Consider the following 23,700-nt stretch of genomic DNA (forward strand, 5'->3'; position numbering starts at 1 on the left):
CTTGCATTCTTCCTCTATTGGAACGCACAGCCGTACCGTACAATGACACCCGCCAACACAAAATAAAGTATCAGCATGAATGACCCAGTAACGCCGCACATTCCACAATCGCATCCAGACATTCTTTACGGGAAACCGCAAAGCGAGTTGCTGCGCGAGGAAATCCTGGCGGACCTGCTGGAAGCTAGCGCCGCCCGCACCCCCGACCACACCGCGCTGATCTTCGGCGAGCGCCGTCTCAGCTATCGCGAATTGAACGCGCAGGCCGACCTGGTCGCCGCGCGCCTGATCGACGCCGGCGTGCAGCCGGGCCAGATCGTTGGCCTGTGGCTGCCGCGCGGGATCGAGCTGCTGGTGCTGCAGGCGGGCATCGCCAAGGCCGGCGCGGCCTGGCTGCCGGTCGACGAGGACATCCCGGTCGACCGCCTGCAAGTGTGCCTGGACGACGCCGACGGCGCCGGCGTGCTGACCTGCGCCGCCTTTGCGCCGCGCCTGGCCGACCTTGGCCGTCCCGTGTGGACCGCCGAAACGCTGCTGGCCGCCCCCGCCGCCGGCGCCAACTTGTCGCGCCGCGGCGCCGTCTCGCCCGACGTGCCGGCCTACGTCATCTACACTTCCGGCTCGACCGGCAAGCCGAAAGGCATCCTGATCACCCAGCGCAGCATCTGCCACTTCCTGCGCAGCGAGAACGCGGTGCTCGGCGTCACGGCCGACGACAAGGTGTACCAGGGCTTCTCGGTGGCCTTCGATATGTCGTTCGAAGAGATCTGGATCGCCTACCTGGTCGGCGCCACGCTGTGGATCGGCCCCAAGGAAATCAGCGGCGACCCGGAAACGCTGCCGCGCATGCTGGACCAGAACCAGGTCACCGTGCTGCACGCCGTGCCTACCCTGCTGGCGCTGTTCAATCAGGAAGTGCCCAGCCTGCGCCTGATCAACCTGGGCGGCGAGATGTGCCCGGAATCGCTGGTGGAGCGCTGGTCGCGCGCCGGCCGGCAAATGTTCAACACCTACGGCCCGACCGAGGCGACGGTGTCGGCCAGCCTGGCGCGCCTGCAGCCGGGCCATCCGGTCACCATCGGCACGCCGCTGCCCAACTACGGCCTGCTGGTGATCGACACCAACGCCATGCCGGCGCTGCGCCTGCTGCCGCGCGGCGAGATCGGTGAGCTGTGCATCACCGGCCCTGGCCTGGCGGCCGGCTACCTGGGCCGCCCCGACCTGACCGAGGAAAAATTCCTTGTCAATCCGTGGTCCAGCGGCCAGCACGACGCCCGCCTGTACCGCACCGGCGACCTGGCCCGCATCGACGCCGACGGCGAAGTGCAGTGCCTCGGCCGCGCCGACGACCAGGTAAAGATCCGCGGCTTCCGCGTGGAACTAGGCGAGATCGAAGCCGTGCTGGCGCAGCAGGAAGGCGTGGGCACCGTCGCCGTCCTGCTGCGCAAGGACGATGGCATCGACCAGTTGGTGGCCTACATCGTGCCCGAAGCCGGCGCTGTGCTGGACACAAAGTCCCTGCGCGCCAGCCTGGCCGCCAAGCTGCCGCCGTACATGGTTCCCGGTCGCTATGAAATGCAGGAAGCCATGCCGCGCCTGACCTCCGGCAAGATCGACCGCAAGGCGCTCAAGGCCATGCCGCTGAGCGCCCCGCCGGCCGGCGGCAACGAAGACTCCGACCTGCCCGAAACCCCGGCCGAGGTGGCGCTGTTCGCCGCGCTGGCCGCATTGTTCCCCGGCCAGCCGGTGCTGCGCCAGGCCGACTTCTTCACCGACCTCGGCGGCCACTCCTTCTTCGCCGCGCGCCTGGCCTCGGCCCTGCGCGCCGATCCACGCTACGCCCACATCACCGTGCGCGACATCTACCAGCAGCGCCAGATCGGCAAGATCGCCCTGGTGCTGGCCGACGCGCCCGCGGCGGCCGAGGTGGAAGCCGAATGGACGCCGCCCTCCTCGCTCAAGCGCTGGACCTGCGGTCTGGCGCAAGTGGTCGCGATGCCGGCGCTGGTGGCGCTGCGCATGGCACAGTGGCTGGCGCCGTTCTTCACCTACCACTTCTTCACCGGCGATCCGGGCGACTCGGTGGCGCGCGCGATCGCCGCCTCGGTGGGCGTGTTCCTGCTGGCGACCATCGGCGAATTCGGCATCGCCATCGCCGGCAAGTGGCTGATCGCCGGCCGCCTGAAAGCCGGCGACTATCCGCTGTGGGGCATCACCTACTACCGCTGGTGGCTGGCCGACCGGCTGGTGGAGGCGGCGCCGGCTTACCTGCTGAGCGGTTCCTCGCTCAGCGCCTGGTGGCTGCGCGCGCTGGGCGCCAAGGTGGGTAAGGATGTCATCATCGGCTCGATGACCTTGCGCTCGCCCGATCTGCTCAGCATCGGCGACAACGTCAGCATCGGCAACGCCGTCAATTTCGAGAACGCCCGCGTGCAGCGCGGCCGCCTGCTGCTGGGCCAGATCACGCTGGAAGACGACACCTGCGTCAGCTCCTTCGCCGTCCTGGAAGGCAATACGCATATCGAAGCGCTGGGCCATCTGGAAGGCCAATCGGCGCTCAGCGACGGCATGCGCGTGCCGGCCGGCCGCGTCTGGGCCGGCTCGCCGGCGCGCGACACCGGCGCCTTCGACACCACCCGCCTGCCGCCGCGCCCCCAGGTCAGCGCCGCGCGCCGCATGGGCGAAGGCGTGTTCTTCGTCTTCGGCATCCTGCTGATCGTCACGCTGTTCTTCATGCCGGTGTTCCCGAGCTTCGTGCTGATCGACTGGTTCGATGAACAGGGCTGGCTGCCGTGGATACAGGGCGACGACCTGCGCATCCAGCTGCTGCGCTACTTCCTGCTGGCCTTCCCCGCCAGTACGGTGCTGATCGTGCTGACGGCGTTGCTGTCGGCCGGCATCCGCTGGAGCGTGCTGCCACGCCTGCATCCGGGCCGCTCGGCCGTTCACAGCAACACCTACTGCGCCAAATGGCTGGTGAGCCAGATCCAGGAATCGAGCCTCAACGTCCTGCACGGCATTTACGCCACGGTGTTCGCGCCGTACTGGTATCGCCTGCTGGGCGCCAAGGTCGGCAAGGATGCGGAAATCTCCACCGCCCTGGGCGTGGTTCCGGACATGCTGACCCTGGGCGACGAAACCTTCATCGCCGACGCAGTGATGCTGGGCGACGAGGAAATCGACGGCGGCTGGATGATCATGAAGCCGACCGTGATTTCCAACCGCAGCTTTGTCGGCAACGGCGCCTACATCCCGGACGGCACCATCCTGCCGGAGAGTGTGCTGATCGGCGTGCACTCGCGCGCGCCGGACAACGACCAGATGAAGAGCGGCGACACCTGGCTCGGCTCCCCGCCGATCAACCTGCCCGCGCGCGAGCAGACCAGCGGCTACCCCGAGAACCTGACCTTCCATCCGTCGCCGATGCGCCGCCTGGGCCGCGGCCTGATCGAGGCGTTCCGCATCGTCGCGCCGCACGCGCTGGTGATCGCGGTGGGCTACACGCTGGTGCTGGCGGTGATGCCGGCAGCCGGCGCCGGCCGCTGGTCGGAAGTGACGTGGGACCTGACCCTGGCGGGCCTGGGCTACGGCATCGGCAATTACTTCTTCGTGGTGCTGTTGAAATGGCTGCTGATCGGCCGCTATCGCAAACAGTCGGAGCCGATGTGGACGCCGTTTGTCTGGCTGTCCGAAGGCGTGACCAATCTGTATGAGGGCATCGCCGTGCCGAACTTCATGCGCTACCTGCGCGGCACGCCGTGGCTGCCGCTGGCGTTCAATATGCTGGGTTCCAAAATCGGCAAGGGCGTCTACCTGGACACCACCGACATCACGGAATTCGACTGCGTCCACATCGGCGACCACAGCGAACTCAATGCGCTGACCTGCCCGCAGACCCATTTGTTCGAAGACCGCGTGATGAAGATCGACCATGTCACCATCGGCAAGGGCGTCTACATGGGGCCGCGCAGCGCGGTGCTGTACAGCGCCGTGCTCGGCGACAACGCCCGTCTCGGCGCGCTGACGCTGGTGATGAAGGGCGAGCAGATTCCCGCCAACGGTTACTGGGCAGGCTGCCCGGCGGCGCCGGCACGATGAGCGCGCTCATAGTCTCCCCCTGGCCCGGCCCCGTGCCGGCGCCGCAGGACGGCCTGTTCGTGATAGACGTTTCCACCAGCGTGGAGCGGCCACGCGCGCGCGAACAAATCCGTTCGGCGGCACGTGACGCGCTGGCCTCGGTGCTGGGCGTCGACGCCAATGAAATCCTCATCGACAGCACGCCCGGCCAGGTGCCGCGCATCACGCTGGCGGGCGCCGAATGCGCCATCGGCTGCTCATTCACCCACGAAGACGGCTACTCGCTGGCCGCCATCAACCTGAATGGCGCGGTCGGCGTCGATTTGATGCGGGTGGAGGAAGTCTTCGACTGGCAGGCGGTGGCGCGCGACTATTTGGGGCCGGAAGTCTGCGCCGAACTGGCCGCGACGCCCGCCGCCGAACACACGCTCGCCTTCGTTCTCGCCTGGACCAGGCACGAGGCCGTGCTCAAATACCATGGCGTTCAACTTGCCGAATGGTCGGATGAGATTGCGGCGCTGGCGGCACCCACGCGATCCACCCTGCTCCCAAATAATCTGGTGGTCTCACTGGCTTGCCAATCTTTGGACCCAACCAAGTGAACATCGCGATGACAGGCCTGCTGATGGCGCTGGCCGGAATAGCCAGCGCCGCCGACTGTGGCGCCGACAAACTGGGCACCGCCCGCACCCTCACGCTGAAACGCGAGGCCGCGCTATTCGGCGCCTCGCAGCACGCGCCGCTGCCGCTGAAAAAGGGCGAGGTCGTGCTGACCTTCGACGACGGCCCGGTGCCGGAAACCACACCGCTGGTATTGAAGGCATTGGCGGACCAATGCGCGCGAGCCACCTTCTTCATGGTCGGCGCCAATCTGGAGAAATCGCCTGAGCTGGCGCGGCGGGTTGTGGCGGAAGGCCATTCGGCCGGAGTGCACAGCCAGACGCACCCGCATCTGTCCGCGATGAGCGTGCCGGAGCAGCTGAACGACTTCCGTCAGGTGCAGGCAGCCTACCGGACTGTGTTCGGCAAGACCACGCCAGCCTATCGCTTCCCGTTTTTGGAGGAGACGCCCGCCATGCTGGGGGCGCTCAAGGAAGCCGGCATCACCGTGGTATCGATAGACCTCGGCATCAACGACTGGCTGCCGGAGGATACGACCGACATCCTGGTCCAGCGCCTCGTCAAAAGCCTGGACGCCACCGGCGGCGGCATCATCCTCATGCACGACGTGAACGTGCCGACAGCGCAGGCGCTGCCGGCGCTGCTCAAACTACTCAAACAGCGCAGCTACAGCGTGGTGCATCTGGAGTGGGATTAGGCCGCTGCGTCGAGGAAGAAGATGGCGGTGACTTTGGCCGGGGTCTTCTCGGTAGGCTTGTCGATCTGGACCTGGGCGCAGTCCTCGGCCACCAGGCTGCGCCAGTTGCCGACGCCGGCGGCGGAAAAGATGGTGTGCGCCTTGGAGCTCATGCTCATGTCGATCGCCAGGCGCGCATTGCGCTCGCCGGTCTTGGCGTAGTTCACGCCGCGCAGTTCGATGCCGAAGGCGGTCAGCCAAGGCTCCCACAGGCCCGATTCCACACCCTTGACGATGCGGTTCATCATTTCTTCAAGCGTCAGGCCCTTTTTCACCACGGCGCGCAGCAGCGCCAGCGACGGCGCATGGCGCGCATCGGTGCTCTGCTTGCCGGCGCCGCTCTCGCCGATCGCCTTGATTTCCTTGGAAAACCCCGCATCGCGCTCGGTGTAGTCGCGCATGCGCGAGTAAAACTCGGCGTTCAGGAAGGGATTCGCTACGCGGCCCGTAGGCGCGGGCGCTGCTTGTTTTTTGTTCGTCATGATCTGGCCTTAATGTGTAAGGCCGTAGTTTAACCGACTCGGAAGGCTTCGACGACAATCCTGGTCGCTTCGGCCAGGATCTCGCTGCGCGCCTTGTCGTCCTTGCCGGGCTGGGTGAGGTAGATCACCAGCACGATCGGCGCCCTGCCCGGTTGCCAGATCACGCCGATATCGTTGGTGCTGCCATAGTCGCCGGTGCCGGTCTTGTCGGCCACCAGGCTGCCGGACGGCACGCCGGCGCGGATGCGGGTGTCGCCGGTGGTATTCCCCAGCATCCAGTCCTTGAGCTGCTTGCGCTGCGCCACGCCCAGGCCGTCGCCCAGCAGCAGCTTGTGCAGCGACTCCGCCATCGAGGCTGGCGTGGTGGTGTCGCGCGGATCGCCGGGCAGCGCGGAGTTGAGCTCCGTTTCGATGCGGTCCAGCCGGAACTCCATGTCGCCTATCGAGCGCGCGTAGGCCGTCACTGCGGCCGGTCCGCCGATCTGCTGCATCAGCAGGTTGGCCGCCGTGTTGTCGCTGGTCTGGATGGTGGCTTCGCACAGCGCCGCCACCGTCATGCCTTTTCCGACATGTTTTTCGGTGACGGGCGAATACGTCACCAGGTCTTTTTTGGTGTAGCGCACGTGCCTCTTCAGCAGCGCCGGCTCCCTGGCCAGCACGGCGGCCGACAGCATCATCTTGAACGTGCTGCAGAACGGGAAGCGCTCGTCGGCGCGATGCAGCAACTGGCGGCCGTCGGCCGTATTCAGCGCGGCCACGCCCAGGCGGCCGCCCGATTCGCCCTCCAGCCTGGCCAGCAGCGACGCCGCCGAATGCGGCGCGGAGGCCGGGGCGGAATCGAGCAAATCGGCGGCGCGGGCGAAGGGAGCGGCGGCAAGCGCCAGGATCAGGGCACGGCGGGTGGCGAAAACAGTCATGGTGCGCGGGTATAAGTTAAGCAATGTTTTGCATATTACCAGCCGTTTCTTAAGCTCGTATTCAATTGAACGCACCCCATTTTGCGGCGGATGTAGACTCTTTGGATGGCCCCTCAAGTCCTCATCGTCGGCGCCGGCCCCACCGGCCTGGTACTCGCTATCCGCCTGGCGCGGCATGGGGTGGGCGTGCGCATCATCGACAAGAACAGCGGTCCTGGCCAGGCTTCACGCGCGATGGCGGTGCATGCGCGCACGCTGGAGTTCTATCGCCAGCTGGGCTTTGCCGACGTCGTCGTCAACCTCGGCATCAAGATCGAAGCCATCCACCTGCGCGAAGGCGGCGAAGACGTCGCCGAACTGCCGCTCAAGGATATCGGCGCCGGCCTCAGTCCCTATCCCTTCGTGCTGGCTTTCCCGCAGGACGACCACGAACGCTTCCTGGTCGAGCAGCTCAAGGCCATGGGCGTGGAGGTCGAATGGAACACCGAGCTCGAATCGTTCACGCAGGACGAATGGGGCGTGCGCGCCGTGCTGGAGCGCGACGGCGACCGCATCGCCTGCAGCAGCGCCTACCTGTGCGGCTGCGACGGCGCGCGCAGCCGCGTGCGCGAATCGCTGAAGTTCGATTTCAGCGGCGGCACCTACGAGCATTTGTACTACGTGGCCGACGTCAAAACCTCCGGCCCGGAGAATCGCGACCTGGTCGGCCATCTCGGCGCCAACACCTTTGCGCTGATGCTGCCGGTGCGCTCGCGCGGCATGCAGCGACTGATCGGCATCCTGCCGCCGCAAGCGGAAGCGCTGCCCGAGCCAAACTTTGAAGATGTCCGCCCGGTGCTGGAGCCGCTGCTGGGCATCAAGGTGGAACAGGTCAACTGGTTCTCCACGTATCGCGTGCATCACCGGGTGGCGTCGCAGTTCCGCTCCGATCGCTGCTTCCTGGGCGGCGACGCGGCCCACATCCACAGCCCCGCCGGCGGCCAGGGCATGAACACCGGCATCGGCGACGCCGTCAACCTGTCGTGGAAACTGGCCCAGGTGCTGCAAGGCCGCGCCGAGTCCACCTTGCTCGACACTTATCAGGCCGAGCGCATCGTCTTCGCGCGCAAACTGGTGGCCACCACCGACCGCGCCTTCCAGATGATCGTCTCGCAGGGCGCCGGCGGCCAGCTGCTGCGCGGCTGGCTGATGCCGCATGTGTTCCCGGTGCTGGCCGGCTTTGCGGCCGCGCGCCGCACGCTGTTCAAGACCTTGTCGCAGGTGCAGATCCATTATCCCGACAGCCATCTGAGCGCAGGCCGCGCCGGCGACGTGATCGGCGGCGACCGCCTGCCGTGGGTGCCGCAACCGGACGGCGAAGACAACTTCAGCGCGCTGCAAACGCTGGACTGGCAGCTGCATGTTTACGGCCAGCCATCGGCCTTGCTGGGCGCCGCCGCGCGCGAAGTGTCGCTGCCGCTGCATGTCTACCCGTGGAGCGATGCCGCCGACGACGCCGGCCTGCTGCGCGACGCCGCCTACCTGATCCGTCCCGACATGCACGTGGCGCTGGCCCTGCCGCGCCAGGAACTCGACACCCTGCGCAACCTGGTGGAACGCTATCACCTGCGCTTCGCCCCCGCCAAAACTGATTGACACGCTTCCCGCCGTCGGGCTAAGGTCGTCCTCGCACGAATTCTTAGCCCGCCCATAAAGGATGTCATGAACAATCAGCCCCAGAATTTCTCCCGCCGCGACCTGCTGCTGTCCGCCTTGTCCGCCACTGCCGTCAGCGCGTTGCCCGGCTTCGCACTGGCGCAGGCTGCGCCGGCCGACGCCCGGTTCTCCACGCTGCTGGATAACTTCGCCGACGAGATTCTGCGGCTGGCGCCGACCAGCGCCACCTCGCTGGGCATCGACAAGGGCGCGCGTGCCGGCCTGAAGGCGCAACTGGAAGATTTGTCCCCGGTCGGCGACGCCGCCTGGGCCGCGCAGGTCAAGTCCATGCTGGGCCGCCTGTCCGCGCTGGACCGCAACGCCCTCGGCGCCGAGGCGCAGATCCGATATGACACCGTGCGCTATGCCGCCACCGAAGGCGTCGCCGGTTTGCGCTTTTCCTTCGGTGGCGCCGCCAGCGGTTTCTTTGGCGGCACCGCGCCCTTCCCCGTCACGCAGCAGGACGGCGCGCTGACCCGCATTCCCGAATTCCTCGATTCGCAGCACCAGATCGCCAACGCCGCCGACGCCGAGGCCTATCTCGAACGTGTGGCCGGCATGGCGCGCATGCTGGACCAGGAAACCGCCCGCATCGTCGACCAGGCCGGGCAAGGCATCATGCCGCCGGACTTCATCGCCCGCACCGCCTTGGGCCAGTTGAAGGAATACCGCAAGACCGCCGTCGCCGCGCAAAAGCTGGTCACCTCGATCAGCGAACGCACCGGGAAGCTGGGCATCGCCGGCGACTGGAACGCGCGCGCCGCCAAGCTGGTGGAAGGCGCGGTCTATCCGGCGCTGGACCGGCAGATCGCCGCCTTCGCCAGGGCCACCGCCAAGGCAACCAGCGTCGCTGGCGTGCACCGCCTGCCGGATGGCGCCGCGTATTACGAATGGGCGCTCAAACTGGGCACCTCCACCAGCCATAGCGCCAGCGAGATCCACGCGATCGGACTGGAACAGAACAAGCAGCTGCAGGCGCGCATCCACGCCATCCTCAAGGCCCAGGGCATCACGCAAGGCACGGTGGGCGCGCGCTTGCAGGCGCTGGCCAAGGACCCCAAGCGCTTCTACGCAGACAACGACCAGGGCCGCGAACAGCTGATCGCATATTGCAATGAGCGCGTGAACGCCGTGCGCGCGCTGATGCCGAAGATCTCGCACATGGACTTGAAGGTGCCGCTGCAGATCAAGCGTGTGCCGGTCGATATCGAAGCCGGCGCCGCGCTGGGGTATATGAACTTTGCCTCGCTGGATGGTTCGCGTCCGGCGATCTACTACATCAACCTGAAGTCGACGACGCTGTGGCCGAAGTCCGAACTGGCCACGCTGACCGCGCACGAAGGCTTGCCGGGCCACGCTTTCCAGGGCGCCTATCTGGCCGAGCATCACGACGAGCTACCGTTGATTTCTTCGCTGATGGGCTTTAACGCCTTCGTCGAAGGTTGGGCGCTCTACGCCGAACAACTGGTCGACGAATTCGGCCTGTACGTCAACGATCCGTTCAGCCAGATCGGCTATCTGCAAGCGCAGCAGTTCCGCGCCTGCCGCCTGGTGGTCGATACCGGCATCCACGCGATGAAGTGGACGCGCCAGCAGGCGATCCGTTTCCTGGTCGAGAACACCGGGCGCGGCCTGCAGGCGATGACCAGCGAGATCGACCGCTATTGCGTGTCGCCGGGCCAAGCCTGCGGCTACAAGATGGGCCACAACGAAATCCTGCGCCAGCGCGAACGCGCCAAGGCCGCGCTGGGCGGCAAGTTCGACCTGGCCGGCTTCAACGACGCGCTGTTGCAAAGCTGCGGCGTGCCGCTGACGGTGCTGCCGACGGTGGTGGACCGCTACATCAACGACGTGAAGAAGACTTGAGTTGCAATAGCTCAGATTGGGTGTCGCACATAAAGGCGGTGGGGGATCGGCAAACAGGCTGTGTTTGATCATCGAAACCAAGTCGGAAGCGGTTAGTCAACATCATGCCCGAACTGACTTGATTTTTCGAAATGCCCCCCTAGTCATCAATAACGACCCGCCTCAATTTACTTGAACGATCACCTGACCGCTGGAAAGATGAACTGCTACTGCTACTGCTACTGCTACTGCTACTGCTACTGCTACTGCTACTGCTACTGCTACTGCTACTGCTACTGCTACTGCTACTGCTGCTACTCGATGCCATTGTCGGGCGTGGCGTTTGGGTGCGTATGGTCGCAGGCGAGTCGGCTGTTCCAAAATTCCGAAGAGCGACCGCTTTGTGGTCGGTATAAACAGGTCGGGTTTCCGAGCCCAGGACTCTTGTCTCAAAAAGAAAACGATTACGCCTTACAAAAATACGATCCAATCTGCTCTCCTTTTGGCCGTAGGTGGTTCCGGCGTTCAGAGGGACTTCGTCAAAATAAGCTGTGACCGGTGGGGTCTTATATAGGTTGAAGTCACCGATGACGACATCAACGCCCGATCCCATGCATGCAGGCATCACCACTTTAAAATATGCTAGCGCCAGGGGTTGAGCCTCATGGTCGACTTTAGCGCTGGGACCTGGAGCGTGCAATACCGCCACTCTGACTTTAAAGGATCCACAGGCTACGTCAACCACCAAAGGTGTACGAATTCGCCCCGCATCAAAAACCGGAACCGTTTTCTCGGGGCGCTCGCCACGAAGGTCGTGTGTCGCTCGTGCAGCATCAGCGTTCATGGAATTTTTACGAAGAATGCCCCGTCTTTCCTGCCGAAAGTCGCGTTCAAGACTTGCCGAAACCCTTGACGTAAAATCGGATGCAGTACTGGAAGAGCTTGAACTCGACGCTTCCGATTCGTCATCCACGGATGCCATAGGGATAGCTAGTTTAGTGTACTCCGTCACCGTCAGGCCCGCGCCTCCATAAATACACACCACATTTTCCTGCGTATGGCTGTTACCTCCGAGGTTGAAGCACTGGAATGAATGCTGCTTGTCGATGGCGTTCCTGATTTTTATTGCCACTTGTTCAGGAGCGCCCTTATTTTCAAGAATGAAAAAAACAAAGGGAGTTTGAGTCTGATTGTAGATCTGTGTCGCGATGTCTTGCGCATTTTCCTCAGTGATCTTTGTACGAGGTTTATTTTCCTCACCTGTGTTACGTTGCAGATTCCAACAGATAATGTTCATGGAGATTTCCCTAAGAGGCGCTTCAGGGTCGGGCTTCAGGGCTCCAGGGTCAGTTCCGGCAAAGTACTATTTGGCGCGTTGCCGGAACTGACCCCATTGCTTCGGGAACTGCCCCCATTGCTTTCGTAGTAGATCTGGCTGCTATATCGCCGTATTTAGGATTTCTATTTTATTACGGCGATATGCTCGCAACGCTGCCGGCACTACGCTCAGCGGCAACCCCGCATGGATGACGATTAACCACCATAGGCTATTGGTCGAAGCATAGGCAATCGTAAAAACGAACGCAGACGCAATCGAGGCAGTCAACTGTTTGGCAGATTGGTAGCCATGGCCTATTCCATAAGCAAAAGCAGAGACTGTGACAGCAATTGGCAAACCAACGCAGGACGTTAGAAACAGCAAAATGAAACCACGGTAGAGGACTTCCCATCCGGCCGTCATGAGCGTCATGCTGACGACAAAGGCTGCGGTTTCGGCAGCTGTATGCGGCCATGGGAAGGGCGAGTCCAATAGCTTGCGCTCGTTCTTGGCACGGGTCTCCGCCGTGTAACGATGCTCAATAATGCTCCCGGCGACGAAAAGCCCCCCCAACAGCAGCGCAGAAAAGCCCAGGCCCCACGCACCTGCGTTCGACAGGGGCATATCAAACCCGATGTCGCGAACGGTGTAACCCGCTTGCCATGAGCCAATCAAAAGAACTCCCAGCATCACCAAAACAGGCCAGCTCATGGACCAATAACGAAGCATTTGTGCTCGAGGCGGCTTATCTTTCTTCGGGTATAGACTGCGCCACATGTTGAGCGATGGACCGATGATTAACAGGTATGTCGCAAGCAAAATATTCAGCATAGTCAGATTCCGCCCAAGTAGGCGGCAAGCAGACCATCGGAACTTTCGATCCTTAAGACGTCCATGATCGATTCCAGCTCAGCGCCGAAATGTTCGCGCCCTTCGGTGTCCTCGTTCTCAACCAAACATAGTGACCGCTGGAACTCGGCAAGAACCCAGAGCTTTGACGGGTTGGCTTGAACTCCATCGATCAATCGACCAAGCAAGTCATTGAGAACAGTTGACAGACGTTGCTTCTCTTCAGCTGTGTTTTCTCCTGGAAGAGAACCAAACTTTTCTACCATTTTAAGGATGTGTAGCTTTGTCACCGTCGATTCATCAATCTCGATGGGTGCGTCAATGACTTCGACAAGGGGGTCATAATTCATATGAGAATTTCAATTTAATTTGGTGAATGGCGGATCTTGGCCGGCAGCAGCATAACATTTTGCCATGATGAAAAGCTCACAGATTCCCACGCACCTCGCGGGTATAATTATCTTTTTGCCACTGCTGATACCAGCGAGGACACTATGACAGAGAAGACATTGAATTCCAAGGTTGATGCCTACGTCAGCAAGCCCGGCCAATGGCAAGACGCCTACAAAAAGCTGCGCACCATCGCCCTCGACTGCGACCTGAGCGAGGACTTCAAATGGGGCCATCCCTGCTATACGCTCAACGACCAGAACATCGTGCTGATCCACGGCTTCAAGGAATACTGCGCGCTGCTGTTCTTCAAAGGCGCGCTGATGCAGGACCCCAAGGGCATCCTGATCCAGCAAACCGAGAACGTGCAGGCGGGGCGCCAGATCCGCTTCACCAGCGCCGAAGAAATCGCCAAGATGGCGTCGACCTTGAAGGCCTACATCCGCGAAGCCATCAAGGTGGAACAGTCCGGCGCGCAAGTGGAATTCAAGAAGACCGCTGAATTCGCCATGCCGGAAGAATTCCTGAACAGGCTGGAAGAATCGCCCGAACTGCAAGAAGCCTTCGCCGCCCTGACGCCGGGCCGGCAACGCGGCTACCTGCTCCACTTCTCCTCGGCCAAGCAAGCCAAGACCCGCGAGGCGAGAGTGAACAAATGTATTCCGCACATCCTCAAAGGAAAAGGCTTGGACGACTAGGTCCTGCCCCGTCATCGAACCGCCAGCGCATACCCGGCATTTCCCTTGGGGATGTTGTAGACGCCAAAGTCGCAGCTGAACACGCTCCACGCATCGCCGGGACTGGCCGCATTGGTGGACGAGGTCCAATAGTACTGGAACGTCGCGAAATTGGAAAAGCTGGCGGGCTGGGAAGCGATGCCCGCCGCAGAGCTGTTGAACGACTCGTTGAAATAGTCCGCCATATTGCCCTGCGCGCGATCGGCCAGGCTCTGCATTTCCTTCCGGTTCGGCATTCTCCACGCGCCCGCGACGGAACCATCCGTCAGGCCGCACTGGCCGCTGGCAAGCGTGCTGATCGTGCCGAGAGCCGCCGCCCAGCTCTGTTGGATGCAATCCGCTTTCTTCAACCAGACCAGGCCGGTGGCCGTGTCCGTTACCGTGCCGTTGCCATTGTCGCGCATGCGTGGCGCGGGTAGCGGCGCGCCCTTCTCCAGCGAGCCGTCGTCGCCGCTGGCGTAGAAAACGTAGAACCCCGTCGCCAGCAGCCTGGCCGCTCCTGTGCTCGTACCCTTGACCGCCCATACCGCGTTCGTCGAAGTCGCCTTGATGTTGAGATTGGAGCTGGCGGTGTCGTTGATGTGGCGCCCGTCCAGCATGCGGATCGCCCATGCGTTCGACGATCCGCCCTGTCCACCGTAGTAGCTGGTCGAGGTCCAATAGATGCCGGTCGACACGGACGTGAACGGGTTGCCGGTCGTTAGCGCCGGATTGCTGGCGGAGACGTCGACCAGGCTTTCAAGCTCCACCAGGTTGGGCAAGCGCCAATCGCCGGCCTTGGAACCATCCGTCAATCCGCACGCTCCGCTCGCCAACTGGTTGGCCTCCGTCAGCGCGTTCGCCCACAGCGCCGCATTTAAGCAACCTGCGTTTTTCAACCAGACCAGCCCGGTCAAGTTGTCGCTGACCGTGCCGTCTTGATTGTCGGTGTAACGCCTGCCCGGAAAGACCACGCCTTTTTTCAGCGCCCCATCGTCGCCGGCAACGTAGCTGCTCGCTTGCCCGGTCGATGCGACACTCGCCGGCGGATTGCTGCCGTCGTAGGCATTGAAGTTTGCACCCGTGATGGAATTATTAACCGTCGAATTCAAATTAACGACGTTGAACATGATGCCGGAACCGCCATTGGGATTCGAAAACGAACCGTTGTATTCAGCCCGCGTCACGGCGGCGCCGCTATTGACGTACCAACTCTTTCCCGATGGGTCCCACACATAGCCGAGCCGGTCGCCCGACACGTTCGCGGCCATGAACGGATTGAACGCGTATCCGGCCTTCGATGCGGAGAACTGGTAATTGATCTTGCAGGACAAGGTGCAGGACGTCTCCAGGCCGCTAACGCTGTAATTCCCGTTGGCGTCGGTGGCGACGGTTGCGACGACTCGGTTGGTATTGGTCTGGAACACCGTCACGGCGGCGCCGGCCAGCGGCGCGCCCTTGAACATGACCGTGCCGGAGGCGGTGTTCGTCGGCACAGGAACAAAGGGCTGGGTGTTGCCCCCTGAACCGCCGCCGCCCCCACCGCAAGCGTTGATCAGGCTAGCGCCAAGCACAACAAGCAGCAAACGGATGCGCCCCATTGTTTTCTCCTTCTTTTTTCCTAGTCTAGTCCGCTTCCGGAGCCGACGCCACTTCAAGATGCTAAACTCTTGCCTCTACGCGGGGAACTTTTAATAGATTCGGATGAAAACCATAGCCATCATCGGCGGCGGCGTCACCGGCGTCACCACTGCCTACGCGCTTGCCAGAAGAGGCTACGCCGTCACGCTGCTGGAGCGCCATCGCTACGCCGCGATGGAAACCTCGTTCGCCAACGGCGGCCAGCTGTCCGCCTCCAACGCCGAAGCCTGGAACCACCGCAGCACCATCATCAAAGGCCTGAAGTGGATGCTGAAGAACGATGCGCCGCTGCTGGTCAGTCCGAAACCCAGCTGGCATAAGCTGTCCTGGTTCGCCGAGTTCGTCGCCGCCCTGCCCCACTACCGCGACAACACCATCGCCACCACCAGGCTGGCCGTGGCCGCGCGCGAGCATCTGTTCAGCTGGGCCGCGCAGGAAGGCATAGACTTCAACCACAAGCGCGCGGGCATCCTGCACATCCATCGCGACCGCGCCGATTTCGAACACGCGGCCGAGGTATCCAGGCTGCTGGCGCAAGGCGGCCTGCCACGGCGCGCCGTCACACCAGAGGAGATGCGCGCCCTCGAACCCACGCTGACCGGCCAGTTCTACGGCGGCCACTACACCGAAAGCGACAGCTCCGGCGACATCCACAAATTCACCGCCGGCCTGGCGCAAGCGGCGCAGCGGCTGGGCGTGGACCTGCGCTTCGAGCAGCACGTGAGCAAAGTGCGCGCCGACGCCAGCGGCGCCTTCATCACCACCACCCAAGACGGCGCCGACGATACCCAGCGCTACGATGCGATGGTGGTCTGCGCCGGCACCGCCAGCCGCGAACTGGCTGCCATGCTGGGCGACCGCGTCAACGTCTATCCGGTCAAGGGCTATTCGATCACCGTGCACCTGAACGACGCCGCCAGCCAGGCCGCAGCACCCAACGTCAGCCTGGTCGACGATGCCACCAAACTGGTCGCCAGCCGCCTGGGCACGGACCGCCTGCGCGTGGCCGGCACGGCGGAGTTCAACGGCTACAACCGCGACATCCGCGCCGACCGCATCGCGCCGCTGCACAATTGGGTGCAACAATGCTTCCCTGGCATCTGCACGCGCGACGTCACGCCGTGGGCCGGCCTGCGTCCGATGATGCCGAACCTGATGCCGCGCGTGGGCCGCGGCAAGGCGCCCACCGTGTTCTACAACACCGGCCACGGCCACCTGGGCTGGACTTTATCGGCCGCCACGGCCGACATCATCGCCGACACGGTGCTGGCCGCAGTGGGCGCTGCAACGCCATCCGTTAGACTACGTACCGCGCAGGGCTTGAAAATGGCGTAAACTGCCACTATATTCAGCCTGTTCCTACAAGGAGATCTGACATGACGGCAAAATCTTTCGCACGTATGACCCTGCTGGCCGGCGCTTTGGCGCTGGCGATGCCGGCGTTTGCGGCCGAACCTACGATACACGATGTTTATGTAGCCGCAGAAGCAGGCAAGTACAGCGACGCCCAGGCACTGATGGACCAGGTCCTGAAGGCCCACCCGAACAGCGCCACCGCGCACTTCGTGGAGGCCGAGCTGCTGGCCAAGCAAGGCAAGTTCGCCGCCGCACAGGGCGAACTGGCGACGGCCGAACGGCTGTCGCCCGGCTTGCCGAAGGTCAATCCAGGCGCGCTGGCCAAGCTGCGCACGCTGCTGGCCGACGGCCAGAAACCGAAAGCCAATTACTCGCAGCAGCAGCCGGCCCGCAGCAACGCCGGCTACAGCAACGGCAACTACGGCGCACCGCAGAGCAGCGGCATCCCCTGGGGCACCATCCTGATCCTCGGTGGCGGCCTGATCGGCTTTATCTGGCTGGCGACGCGCTTCATGTCGCGCCGTAACGCGCAGCCGAACGACGGCTACAACAATCCTGCCGGCTTCAACCCTGGCGGCGCACCGGCGCCCGGCTATGCGCCAGGCGCCTATCCGCAGCAGGGTTATCCGCAGCCGGGCTACGGCCAGCCGCAACAAGGTAGCGGTATGGGCTCGCGCATCATGGGCGGCCTGGCGACCGGCGCCGCGGTAGGCGCGGGTATCGTCGCGGGTGAAGCGCTGGCGCGCCAGTTCACCGGCGGCAACCACGATTCGGGCAACAGCAGCCAACCGCGCAACGACATCGTCTATGACGATCCGTCCCGCGACGAACTGCTGCGCCGCGATGACATGGGCGGCAACGACTTCGGCGTTAGCGGCGGCTGGGACGATTCCGGCAGCGGCGGCGGTGGCGGCGACAGCGGCGGCGGTGGCGGTGGCGACTGGGATTAATCCCGGCTCACCTCCCACTTCACGGGGCGCGGCGTTCGCCCGCCCCGGCAGCTTCCATCGCAAGATCCCAATACGGCGGATCGCCGAAATACTCCTTCAAATGACGTATCAGCAGCTGGGCCTTGGCCTGGTTGGAACGGCCCGGCATGTGCACGGCGTGCACGGCGGACTCGTATGGATCGCGCCTGCCCGATGCGGCGCCGCGCACCACCGGCGCCATCGGGAACACCGGCACCAGCTGGCCGGCGACGATGGCGTCGCTCACCAGCCAGTTCGCCAGATGCACCAGTCCCGCACCACCGATGGCCGCGTGCAGCAGCGAATCGGTGTCGTCGCAGCGCAGCTTGCCCTTGACGGCCAGCGGCTGGTTCTGGTTCACCCCATCGAAGCGCCACCAGCCGCGCGGCGCCGAGCGCCCGGTCACGGTCAGGCATTGGTGGTTGAGCAGGTCCAGCGGCGTTTGCGGCCAGCCGTGGCGTTCCAGATAGGCCGGGCTGGCGCTGACCACGCGGTGCTGGATCGCCAGCCGGGTCGCCACCAGGCCGCTGTCGGGCAGCACGCCTGCGCGCACCGCCACATCGACCCGGCGCGCGGACAGGTCGACGATATCGTCGCTGACATGCAGCTCCACCTCCAGCAGCGGACAGTGCCGCAGGAATTCGGCGATGGCCGGCGCCACGTGCAGGCGTCCGAAGGCGGCGGGCGCGGTCACCGTCAGCAGGCCGCGCGGCTCGCTGTCAAGCTCCTGCACGGCGGCCTTGCCTTCGGCCAGTTCGGCCAGGATGTTGCGCGCGCGCGGCAGGAAGCGTTCGCCGGCGTCGGTCAACAGCATCTGCCGCGAGCCGCGCAGCAGCAGGCGCGCCCCAACATCGGCCTCCAGCGCGTCCAGCTTGCGCGATACCGAAGACACCGCCATCTTCAGCTCCGCCGCCGCGCGGGACAGACTGCCGTGCTCCACCACCGCCAACAGGCACTTCAGGCAATCGATCATTTCACTTCCTCTCTTTGCAATTCACGCAAATATCATTTGCATTTTTGTATATTGTGCCATTTTTTGCAAAGATGCATACTATGTTTAGTAAATTCATTAACGAGGACTTTTATGCAACTCTTACAAAAACTCAGCCCGCTTGCCGCCGCCCTGGCTTTCACCTTCAGCGCCCCCGCCATGGCCGCCGCGCCACTGGCCGGCACCAATGCGCCCGGCTTCTTCCGCATCATGCTGGGCGATTTTGAAGTGACCGCGATCAGCGACGGCACCGTCGACCTGCCGATGAACAAGCTGCTGCAGCAGCCCGCAGCCAAGACCGACCAGGAACTGGCCCGCGCCTACTTGGGCAACCCGGTGGAGACCTCGGTCACCGGCTACCTGGTCAACACCGGCGCCAAGCTGGTGCTGATCGACGCGGGCGCCGGCAACCTGTTCGGCCCGACGCTGGGCAAGCTGCTGGCCAACCTGAAAGCCTCGGGCTACCAGCCGGAGCAAGTTGACGAAGTGCTGATCACCCATATGCACCCTGACCACGTGGGCGGCCTTGCGGCCAACGGCCAGGCGGCCTTCCCCAACGCCACCATCCGCGCCGACAAGCACGACACCGACTTCTGGCTCAGCCAGGCCAATATGGACCAGGCGCCGGCCGACAGCAAGGGATTCTTCCAGGGCGCGATGACGTCGCTGGCGCCCTACGTCGCCAATCAGCACCTGCAGCCCTTCAATGGCGCCAGCGAGATCACGCCGGGCATCCGCGCCGTCGCCAGCTATGGCCACACGCCGGGCCACATCAGCTACATGGTGGAAAGCAAAGGCAAGAAGTTGGTGGTGATGGGTGACCTGATCCACGCCGGCGCCGTCCAGTTCGACCACCCGGAAGTGACCATCGGCTTCGACACCGATCCGAAGACCGCCGCCCAAGCCCGCAAACAAGTCTTCACGGCGGCAGCCAAGGATAGCGAACTGATAGGCGCGGCCCACCTGCCCTTCCCTGGCCTGGGCCACTTGCGCAGCACCGGCAAGGCTTACCAGTGGGTGCCGGCAAATTACACCCAGCTGCGTTAAACTGGCCGACATGGAAACCCGTGACATCTCTCGCCCCATCAGCGTGCTGGTGGTTGATGACCATCCCTTGCTGCGCACGGGTTTGGGCGAAGCCATCGCCAGCCAGGACGACATGCGCCTGGTCGGTGAGGCCAGCAACGGCCGCGAGGCCGTCGAACAGCACGAGGCCCTGCGGCCCGATGTCACCATCATGGACATCGTCATGCCGGAGATGTGCGGCGTCACCGCGCTGCAGGCGATACGGCGCGCGCATCCCGGCGCACGCGTCGTCATGCTGACCACCTACAAGGGCGACGTGCAGATCCTGCGCGCCGTGCAGGCCGGCGCCGCGGGCTTTTTGTTGAAGAGTACCTTGCGCAAGGAATTGCTCGATACGATACGCGGCGTGCACCAGGGGCAGCGCCGCATCCCGCCGGAGATCGCGATGGAACTGGCCCAGCACATGGGCCAGGGCCCGTTAAGCGCGCGTGAAACGGAAGTGTTGAGTCATGCCGCCAATGGCCATTCCAACCGGCGCATCGCCGAACGGCTGTCGATATCGGAAGAGACGGTGAAGGCGCACATGAAGAACGTGCTGTCCAAGCTGGCCGCGAACGATCGCACCCATGCGGTGACGATCGCCCTCAAGCGCGGCATCATGTCGATCTAGTCGCTGGCCGCGCTGGCCAGCCAGATCAGCAGCACGCATGGCAGCAGCAGGCCGTTAAAGCCGGCCTGCATGAACGCCAGCGCGCCGCTGATGCACCCCACGGCAAACGCCAGCACCGGCCAGGCCAGCTTCTTCAGGCGCCCGCGCGCGTCGGCGTCGCCGCGCAGCGTGTCCACCAGATCGATCACCAATTGGGTCACGTTGCCGGTCATGACGGTGGTGGCGGCCGCCTTCCCCAGCAGCAGTTTGCCGTAGGCGTTTTGCACCGCCATCGCGCCCGCGCACAGCATGCCGGTCAACAAGGTCAGCGGCGCATTGGGTGCGTCGATGGGCGCGCCCACCCAGGCGCTGGCGACGCTGCCCACCATCAGCAAGGCCTGGAGCAAAAAGCTGTTGCGCAGCTGGCGGCCGCCGGTGCGCTCCCAGTGCAGTATCAGCAAACGCGCCAGCGCCACGAACAGCACGAACACCGGGAACACCAGCAGCTTAAGCAGGATGTCCGGCGACGGCCGCGCGATGGCCCTGCCGATCAGCACGAAGTTGCCGGTGACGTGGGCCGTGAACAGGCCAAACAGTCCGACGAAGCCCAGCGTGTCGACATAGCCGGCCAGGAAACCCAGCGCCATGCTTTGTTTGGTCTCGCCACGCTCCATCAGCTCTCCTTTTGAATGTCGTGCCACGCCACCAGCAGAAAGGCGCCGGCCAGGCCCAGGTGTTCATAGAAACCGTTGGCCGCCATGAAGCGTTCCGGCCCGGCCATTTCCCAGTAGCGGTTGGCGACGAAGGTGGCCATCAGCGTGAACGCGGCCAGGTAGCCGGCGCCCAGCCAGCGGTAGTAGCCGCACAAGATCATCAGCGAGGCGCCCAGTTCGCCGGCGATCACCAGCGCGGCCATCGGGCCGGCCGGCGACAGGCCGAAGTGCCGCATCTCGCCGATGGCCGAAGGGAAATCCAGCAGCTTGTTGATGCCGCCTTGCAGATAAGCGGCACAGATCAGCAGCAGGAAGATCCAGCGCAGCCACGGTGCGCGCAAAGGCTGAAGCAGCGCCGCCATCACACCGCCCAGCAGGCGCAACCCAGCGCGCCCCAGAAGCTCTTCAAGTCCGACGTCGGCAGCTTGCTGGCCCACGCGCCGGCATGCTGGTGGCCGTGGACGTTGCACTGGTTGGCGCAACCGCAGGCGGCCTGCTGCTGGCGCAGTTGCTGCTGCTCGCGCTTGCGCTGTTCCAGTTCCTTCAGCGCGGCACGGTTGTTGCCAATCTGTTCGCCCCAGCCGGCATAGCCGCCGAAGCGGCGCACCGGCGACCAATCCGGCATGGCCGGCGGCGGCGGCTCGTCGTGGCTGGCGAATTCACCGGCCGCGTAGACGATCTTGCCGCCGACGATGGTCAGGCGCGACGTCATGTCGGCGATCTCGCTTTCGGCGCAGGCGTAGAAGTCCTTGTCGGGCACGATCAGGTCGGCCAGCTGGCCCGCTTCGATGCGGCCCTTCTTGCCCACTTCGTTGGAGAACCAGGTGGTGTTCTCGGTCCACATGCGCAGCGCCGTTTCGCGGTCCAGGCAATTGGCGCGCGGGTACATCTGCATGCCGCCCACGGTCTTGCCGGTGATGAGCCACGCCAGCGACACCCATGGATTGTACGAGGCCACGCGCGTGGCGTCGGTGCCGGCCGAGACCTTCACGCCGGCCTCCAGGATTTTCTTGACCGGCGGCGTGGCCTCGGCCGCGCCGTGGCCGTAGCGCTCGACGAAGTACTCGCCCTGGTAGGCCATGCGGTGCTGCACGGCGACGCCGCCGCCCAGCGCGGCGATGCGGTCGATCGACTGGTCGGAGATGGTTTCGGCGTGGTCGAAGAACCAGTTCAAACCCGCCAGCGGAATGTCCTGGTTGACGCGCTCGAACACGTCGAGCGCGCGGCTGATGGTTTCATCGTAGGTGGCGTGCATGCGCCACGGCCAGCGGTTCTGCGCCAGCACGCGCACCACGCCTTCCAGGTCGTCCTCCATCGTCTCCGGCATGTCCGGGCGCGGCTGGCGGAAGTCCTCGAAGTCGGCCGCCGAAAAGGTCAGCATCTCGCCGGCGCCGTTGTGGCGGAAGTAGTCGTCGCCCTGCTGGTACTTGACGCTTTGCGTCCAGTTCAGGAAGTCTTCCTTCTCCTGCGTGGGCTTTTGCGTGAACAGGTTGTAGGCCAGGCGTATCGTCAGCTGTTTTGCGTCCGACAGCTGCTGGATCACCTGGTAGTCCTCGGGATAGTTCTGGAAGCCGCCGCCGGCGTCGATGGCGCCGGTCACGCCTAGGCGATTCAGTTCGCGCATGAAGTGACGGGTCGAGTTGACCTGGTATTCCAGCGGCAGCTTGGGCCCCTTCGACAGCGTCTGGTACAGGATGGCAGCATTCGGTTTGGCCAGCAGCAGGCCGGTGGGATTGCCGGCGCCGTCGCGCAGGATCTGGCCGCCGTGCGGTTCCGGCGTGTCTTTGGTGTAGCCGACGGCGCGCAAGGCGGCGCCGTTGAGCAGCGCGCGGTCGTACAGGTGCAGGATGAACACCGGCGTGTCCGGCGCCACCGCGTTCAGTTCATCGATGGTCGGCAGGCGCTTCTCGGCGAATTGATGTTCGGTGAAGCCGCCGACTACGCGCACCCATTGCGGCGCGGGCGTGATCGCCACCTGCGCCTTCAGCATGGCCATCGCGTCGGCCAGGCTGCGCACGCCGTCCCAGCGCAGCTCCAGGTTGAAATTCAGGCCGCCGCGGATGATGTGGCAGTGGTTGTCGATCAGGCCGGGCAGCGCGCGCTTGCCTTGCAGGTCGATCACCTTGGTGCGCGGGCCGGCCAGCGCCAGGATCTCGTTGGCGCGGCCGACGTGGGTGAAGCGGCCGTCCTTGATGGCCACCGCCTCGGCGTGCGGATTGCTGCGATCGAGGGTGGTGAACAGGCCGCGGTGCAGGATCAGGTCCGGACTCATTATGCGTTCCCTTTGGTTTCGTCATTCGTTTGCGCGGATGGCAGTTGGCCGAAGCAATGCGGCTTGACCTGCTGCTCGATCCACGAGACCTGCTTGGCCGCCGGCTGCCACCACTGGCGCAGCAGCGGCGGCAGCTGCTCGCCGAGCAGGATGCCCAGCAGGCCGACCAGCGCAATTACCGGCGGCGCCGGCGAGCGCACGTTCAGGAAGCCATAGATTAATCCAACCAGCAGGCCGACGGCCAGCGACACGATATACATTTTCGACATGGGGAATTCCTCGGATAAGGGGTGACGCTACATGTCCATAGTTTAGAGGCGCGCAGCGAGTTTGCCATCACCGTTAATGATCCTCGTTCGCTCACTCTTTTGGGGTAGGTGCGCCGCAATAACCCTTTCTAGGTAGCCTCCCGCCCCCTTATCGGGGCGTGGCAAAAAC

At 64.0% G+C, this 23,700-nt stretch carries 21 protein-coding genes; 10 read left to right on the plus strand and 11 right to left on the minus strand.

Annotation, left to right across the window (positions count from 1 at the left end; all coding sequences use genetic code 11):
• Positions 1–75 precede the first annotated feature (75 nt).
• From KVP70_RS02710 to KVP70_RS02720, 3 genes are read left to right on the plus strand one after another with little or no spacing between them, the layout of a single operon-like run.
• Positions 76–4,098: a Pls/PosA family non-ribosomal peptide synthetase gene (locus tag KVP70_RS02710; RefSeq protein ID WP_217940445.1), complete on the plus strand. Its 4,023-nt coding sequence runs from the start codon at positions 76–78 to the stop codon at positions 4,096–4,098.
• Positions 4,095–4,679 (plus strand): 4'-phosphopantetheinyl transferase family protein, encoded by a 585-nt coding sequence (locus KVP70_RS02715; RefSeq protein ID WP_217940446.1) that lies wholly within the window; start codon positions 4,095–4,097, stop codon positions 4,677–4,679. The genes KVP70_RS02710 and KVP70_RS02715 overlap by 4 nt, the downstream gene beginning before the upstream one ends.
• Positions 4,676–5,395 (plus strand): polysaccharide deacetylase family protein, encoded by a 720-nt coding sequence (locus KVP70_RS02720; protein ID WP_217940447.1) that lies wholly within the window; start codon positions 4,676–4,678, stop codon positions 5,393–5,395. The genes KVP70_RS02715 and KVP70_RS02720 overlap by 4 nt, the downstream gene beginning before the upstream one ends.
• Here the strand turns inward: KVP70_RS02720 and KVP70_RS02725 are convergent.
• Positions 5,392–5,916: a hypothetical protein gene (locus tag KVP70_RS02725; protein ID WP_217940448.1), complete on the minus strand. Its 525-nt coding sequence runs from the start codon at positions 5,914–5,916 to the stop codon at positions 5,392–5,394. The genes KVP70_RS02720 and KVP70_RS02725 overlap by 4 nt on opposite strands.
• Before the next feature lie 29 nt (positions 5,917–5,945).
• Positions 5,946–6,833: a class A beta-lactamase gene (bla, locus tag KVP70_RS02730; protein ID WP_217940449.1), complete on the minus strand. Its 888-nt coding sequence runs from the start codon at positions 6,831–6,833 to the stop codon at positions 5,946–5,948.
• A gap of 105 nt (positions 6,834–6,938) precedes the next feature.
• Here bla and KVP70_RS02735 point away from each other — a divergent pair, with 105 nt between their 5' ends.
• A complete protein-coding gene (locus KVP70_RS02735) occupies positions 6,939–8,468 on the plus strand; it encodes an FAD-dependent monooxygenase (protein WP_217940450.1) in 1,530 nt (509 codons plus the stop codon).
• Positions 8,469–8,534: 66 nt separating this feature from the next.
• Positions 8,535–10,394: a DUF885 domain-containing protein gene (locus tag KVP70_RS02740; protein WP_217940451.1), complete on the plus strand. Its 1,860-nt coding sequence runs from the start codon at positions 8,535–8,537 to the stop codon at positions 10,392–10,394.
• Between the two features lie 139 nt (positions 10,395–10,533).
• On the opposite strand, the gene KVP70_RS02745 is transcribed toward KVP70_RS02740, so the two are convergent.
• The 3 genes from KVP70_RS02745 to KVP70_RS02755 form a co-directional block, all read right to left on the minus strand.
• A complete protein-coding gene (locus KVP70_RS02745) occupies positions 10,534–11,670 on the minus strand; it encodes an endonuclease/exonuclease/phosphatase family protein (RefSeq protein WP_217940452.1) in 1,137 nt (378 codons plus the stop codon).
• 141 nt (positions 11,671–11,811) lie between these two features.
• Complete coding sequence (locus KVP70_RS02750) at positions 11,812–12,522, minus strand: CPBP family intramembrane glutamic endopeptidase (protein WP_217940453.1); 711 nt, start codon at positions 12,520–12,522, stop codon at positions 11,812–11,814.
• Between the two features lie 2 nt (positions 12,523–12,524).
• Positions 12,525–12,890 carry a DUF4844 domain-containing protein gene (locus KVP70_RS02755; RefSeq protein WP_217940454.1) on the minus strand — a complete coding sequence of 122 codons (366 nt, stop codon included), beginning with the start codon at positions 12,888–12,890 and terminating at the stop codon, positions 12,525–12,527.
• A 144-nt stretch (positions 12,891–13,034) separates the two neighbouring features.
• Between KVP70_RS02755 and KVP70_RS02760 the strand changes: the two genes are divergently transcribed.
• Positions 13,035–13,628 (plus strand): YdeI/OmpD-associated family protein, encoded by a 594-nt coding sequence (locus KVP70_RS02760; protein ID WP_217940455.1) that lies wholly within the window; start codon positions 13,035–13,037, stop codon positions 13,626–13,628.
• A gap of 11 nt (positions 13,629–13,639) precedes the next feature.
• On the opposite strand, the gene KVP70_RS02765 is transcribed toward KVP70_RS02760, so the two are convergent.
• Entirely contained in the window at positions 13,640–15,247 is a 1,608-nt protein-coding gene (locus tag KVP70_RS02765; RefSeq protein ID WP_217940456.1) for an Lcl domain-containing protein, read from the minus strand.
• A gap of 103 nt (positions 15,248–15,350) precedes the next feature.
• Here KVP70_RS02765 and KVP70_RS02770 point away from each other — a divergent pair, with 103 nt between their 5' ends.
• The gene (locus tag KVP70_RS02770) at positions 15,351–16,622 is read left to right on the plus strand and encodes a D-amino acid dehydrogenase (protein WP_217940457.1); all 1,272 of its coding nucleotides are present in this window, start codon (positions 15,351–15,353) and stop codon (positions 16,620–16,622) included.
• 41 nt (positions 16,623–16,663) lie between these two features.
• Positions 16,664–17,593: a tetratricopeptide repeat protein gene (locus KVP70_RS02775; protein WP_217940458.1), complete on the plus strand. Its 930-nt coding sequence runs from the start codon at positions 16,664–16,666 to the stop codon at positions 17,591–17,593.
• A gap of 19 nt (positions 17,594–17,612) precedes the next feature.
• Here KVP70_RS02775 and KVP70_RS02780 read toward each other — a convergent pair whose 3' ends face one another.
• Positions 17,613–18,584, minus strand: coding sequence for a LysR family transcriptional regulator (locus KVP70_RS02780; protein ID WP_217940459.1), 972 nt, complete (start codon positions 18,582–18,584; stop codon positions 17,613–17,615).
• Between the two features lie 111 nt (positions 18,585–18,695).
• On the opposite strand from KVP70_RS02780, the gene KVP70_RS02785 reads away from it, so the two are divergent.
• On the plus strand, positions 18,696–19,649 hold the full coding sequence (locus KVP70_RS02785) for an MBL fold metallo-hydrolase (protein ID WP_217940460.1): 954 nt from the start codon (positions 18,696–18,698) through the stop codon (positions 19,647–19,649).
• 10 nt (positions 19,650–19,659) lie between these two features.
• Positions 19,660–20,298 carry a response regulator gene (locus tag KVP70_RS02790; RefSeq protein ID WP_217940461.1) on the plus strand — a complete coding sequence of 213 codons (639 nt, stop codon included), beginning with the start codon at positions 19,660–19,662 and terminating at the stop codon, positions 20,296–20,298.
• Here KVP70_RS02790 and KVP70_RS02795 read toward each other — a convergent pair.
• The 4 genes from KVP70_RS02795 to KVP70_RS02810 are packed head-to-tail and all read right to left on the minus strand — an operon-like array spanning position 20,295 to position 23,531.
• Positions 20,295–20,951 (minus strand): YoaK family protein, encoded by a 657-nt coding sequence (locus KVP70_RS02795; RefSeq protein ID WP_217940462.1) that lies wholly within the window; start codon positions 20,949–20,951, stop codon positions 20,295–20,297. The two genes, KVP70_RS02790 and KVP70_RS02795, sit on opposite strands and share 4 nt — an antisense overlap.
• Complete coding sequence (locus KVP70_RS02800; RefSeq protein WP_217940463.1) at positions 20,951–21,352, minus strand: DoxX family protein; 402 nt, start codon at positions 21,350–21,352, stop codon at positions 20,951–20,953. The genes KVP70_RS02795 and KVP70_RS02800 overlap by 1 nt, the downstream gene beginning before the upstream one ends.
• Entirely contained in the window at positions 21,352–23,262 is a 1,911-nt protein-coding gene (locus KVP70_RS02805; RefSeq protein ID WP_217940464.1) for an amidohydrolase, read from the minus strand. Before KVP70_RS02805 ends, KVP70_RS02800 begins: the two co-directional genes overlap by 1 nt.
• Positions 23,262–23,531, minus strand: coding sequence for a DUF1427 family protein (locus tag KVP70_RS02810; RefSeq protein ID WP_217940465.1), 270 nt, complete (start codon positions 23,529–23,531; stop codon positions 23,262–23,264). Before KVP70_RS02810 ends, KVP70_RS02805 begins: the two co-directional genes overlap by 1 nt.
• Positions 23,532–23,700 lie beyond the last annotated feature (169 nt).

This window comes from Duganella violaceipulchra (genome assembly GCF_019166075.1).
GTDB lineage: Bacteria > Pseudomonadota > Gammaproteobacteria > Burkholderiales > Burkholderiaceae_D > Rugamonas > Rugamonas violaceipulchra.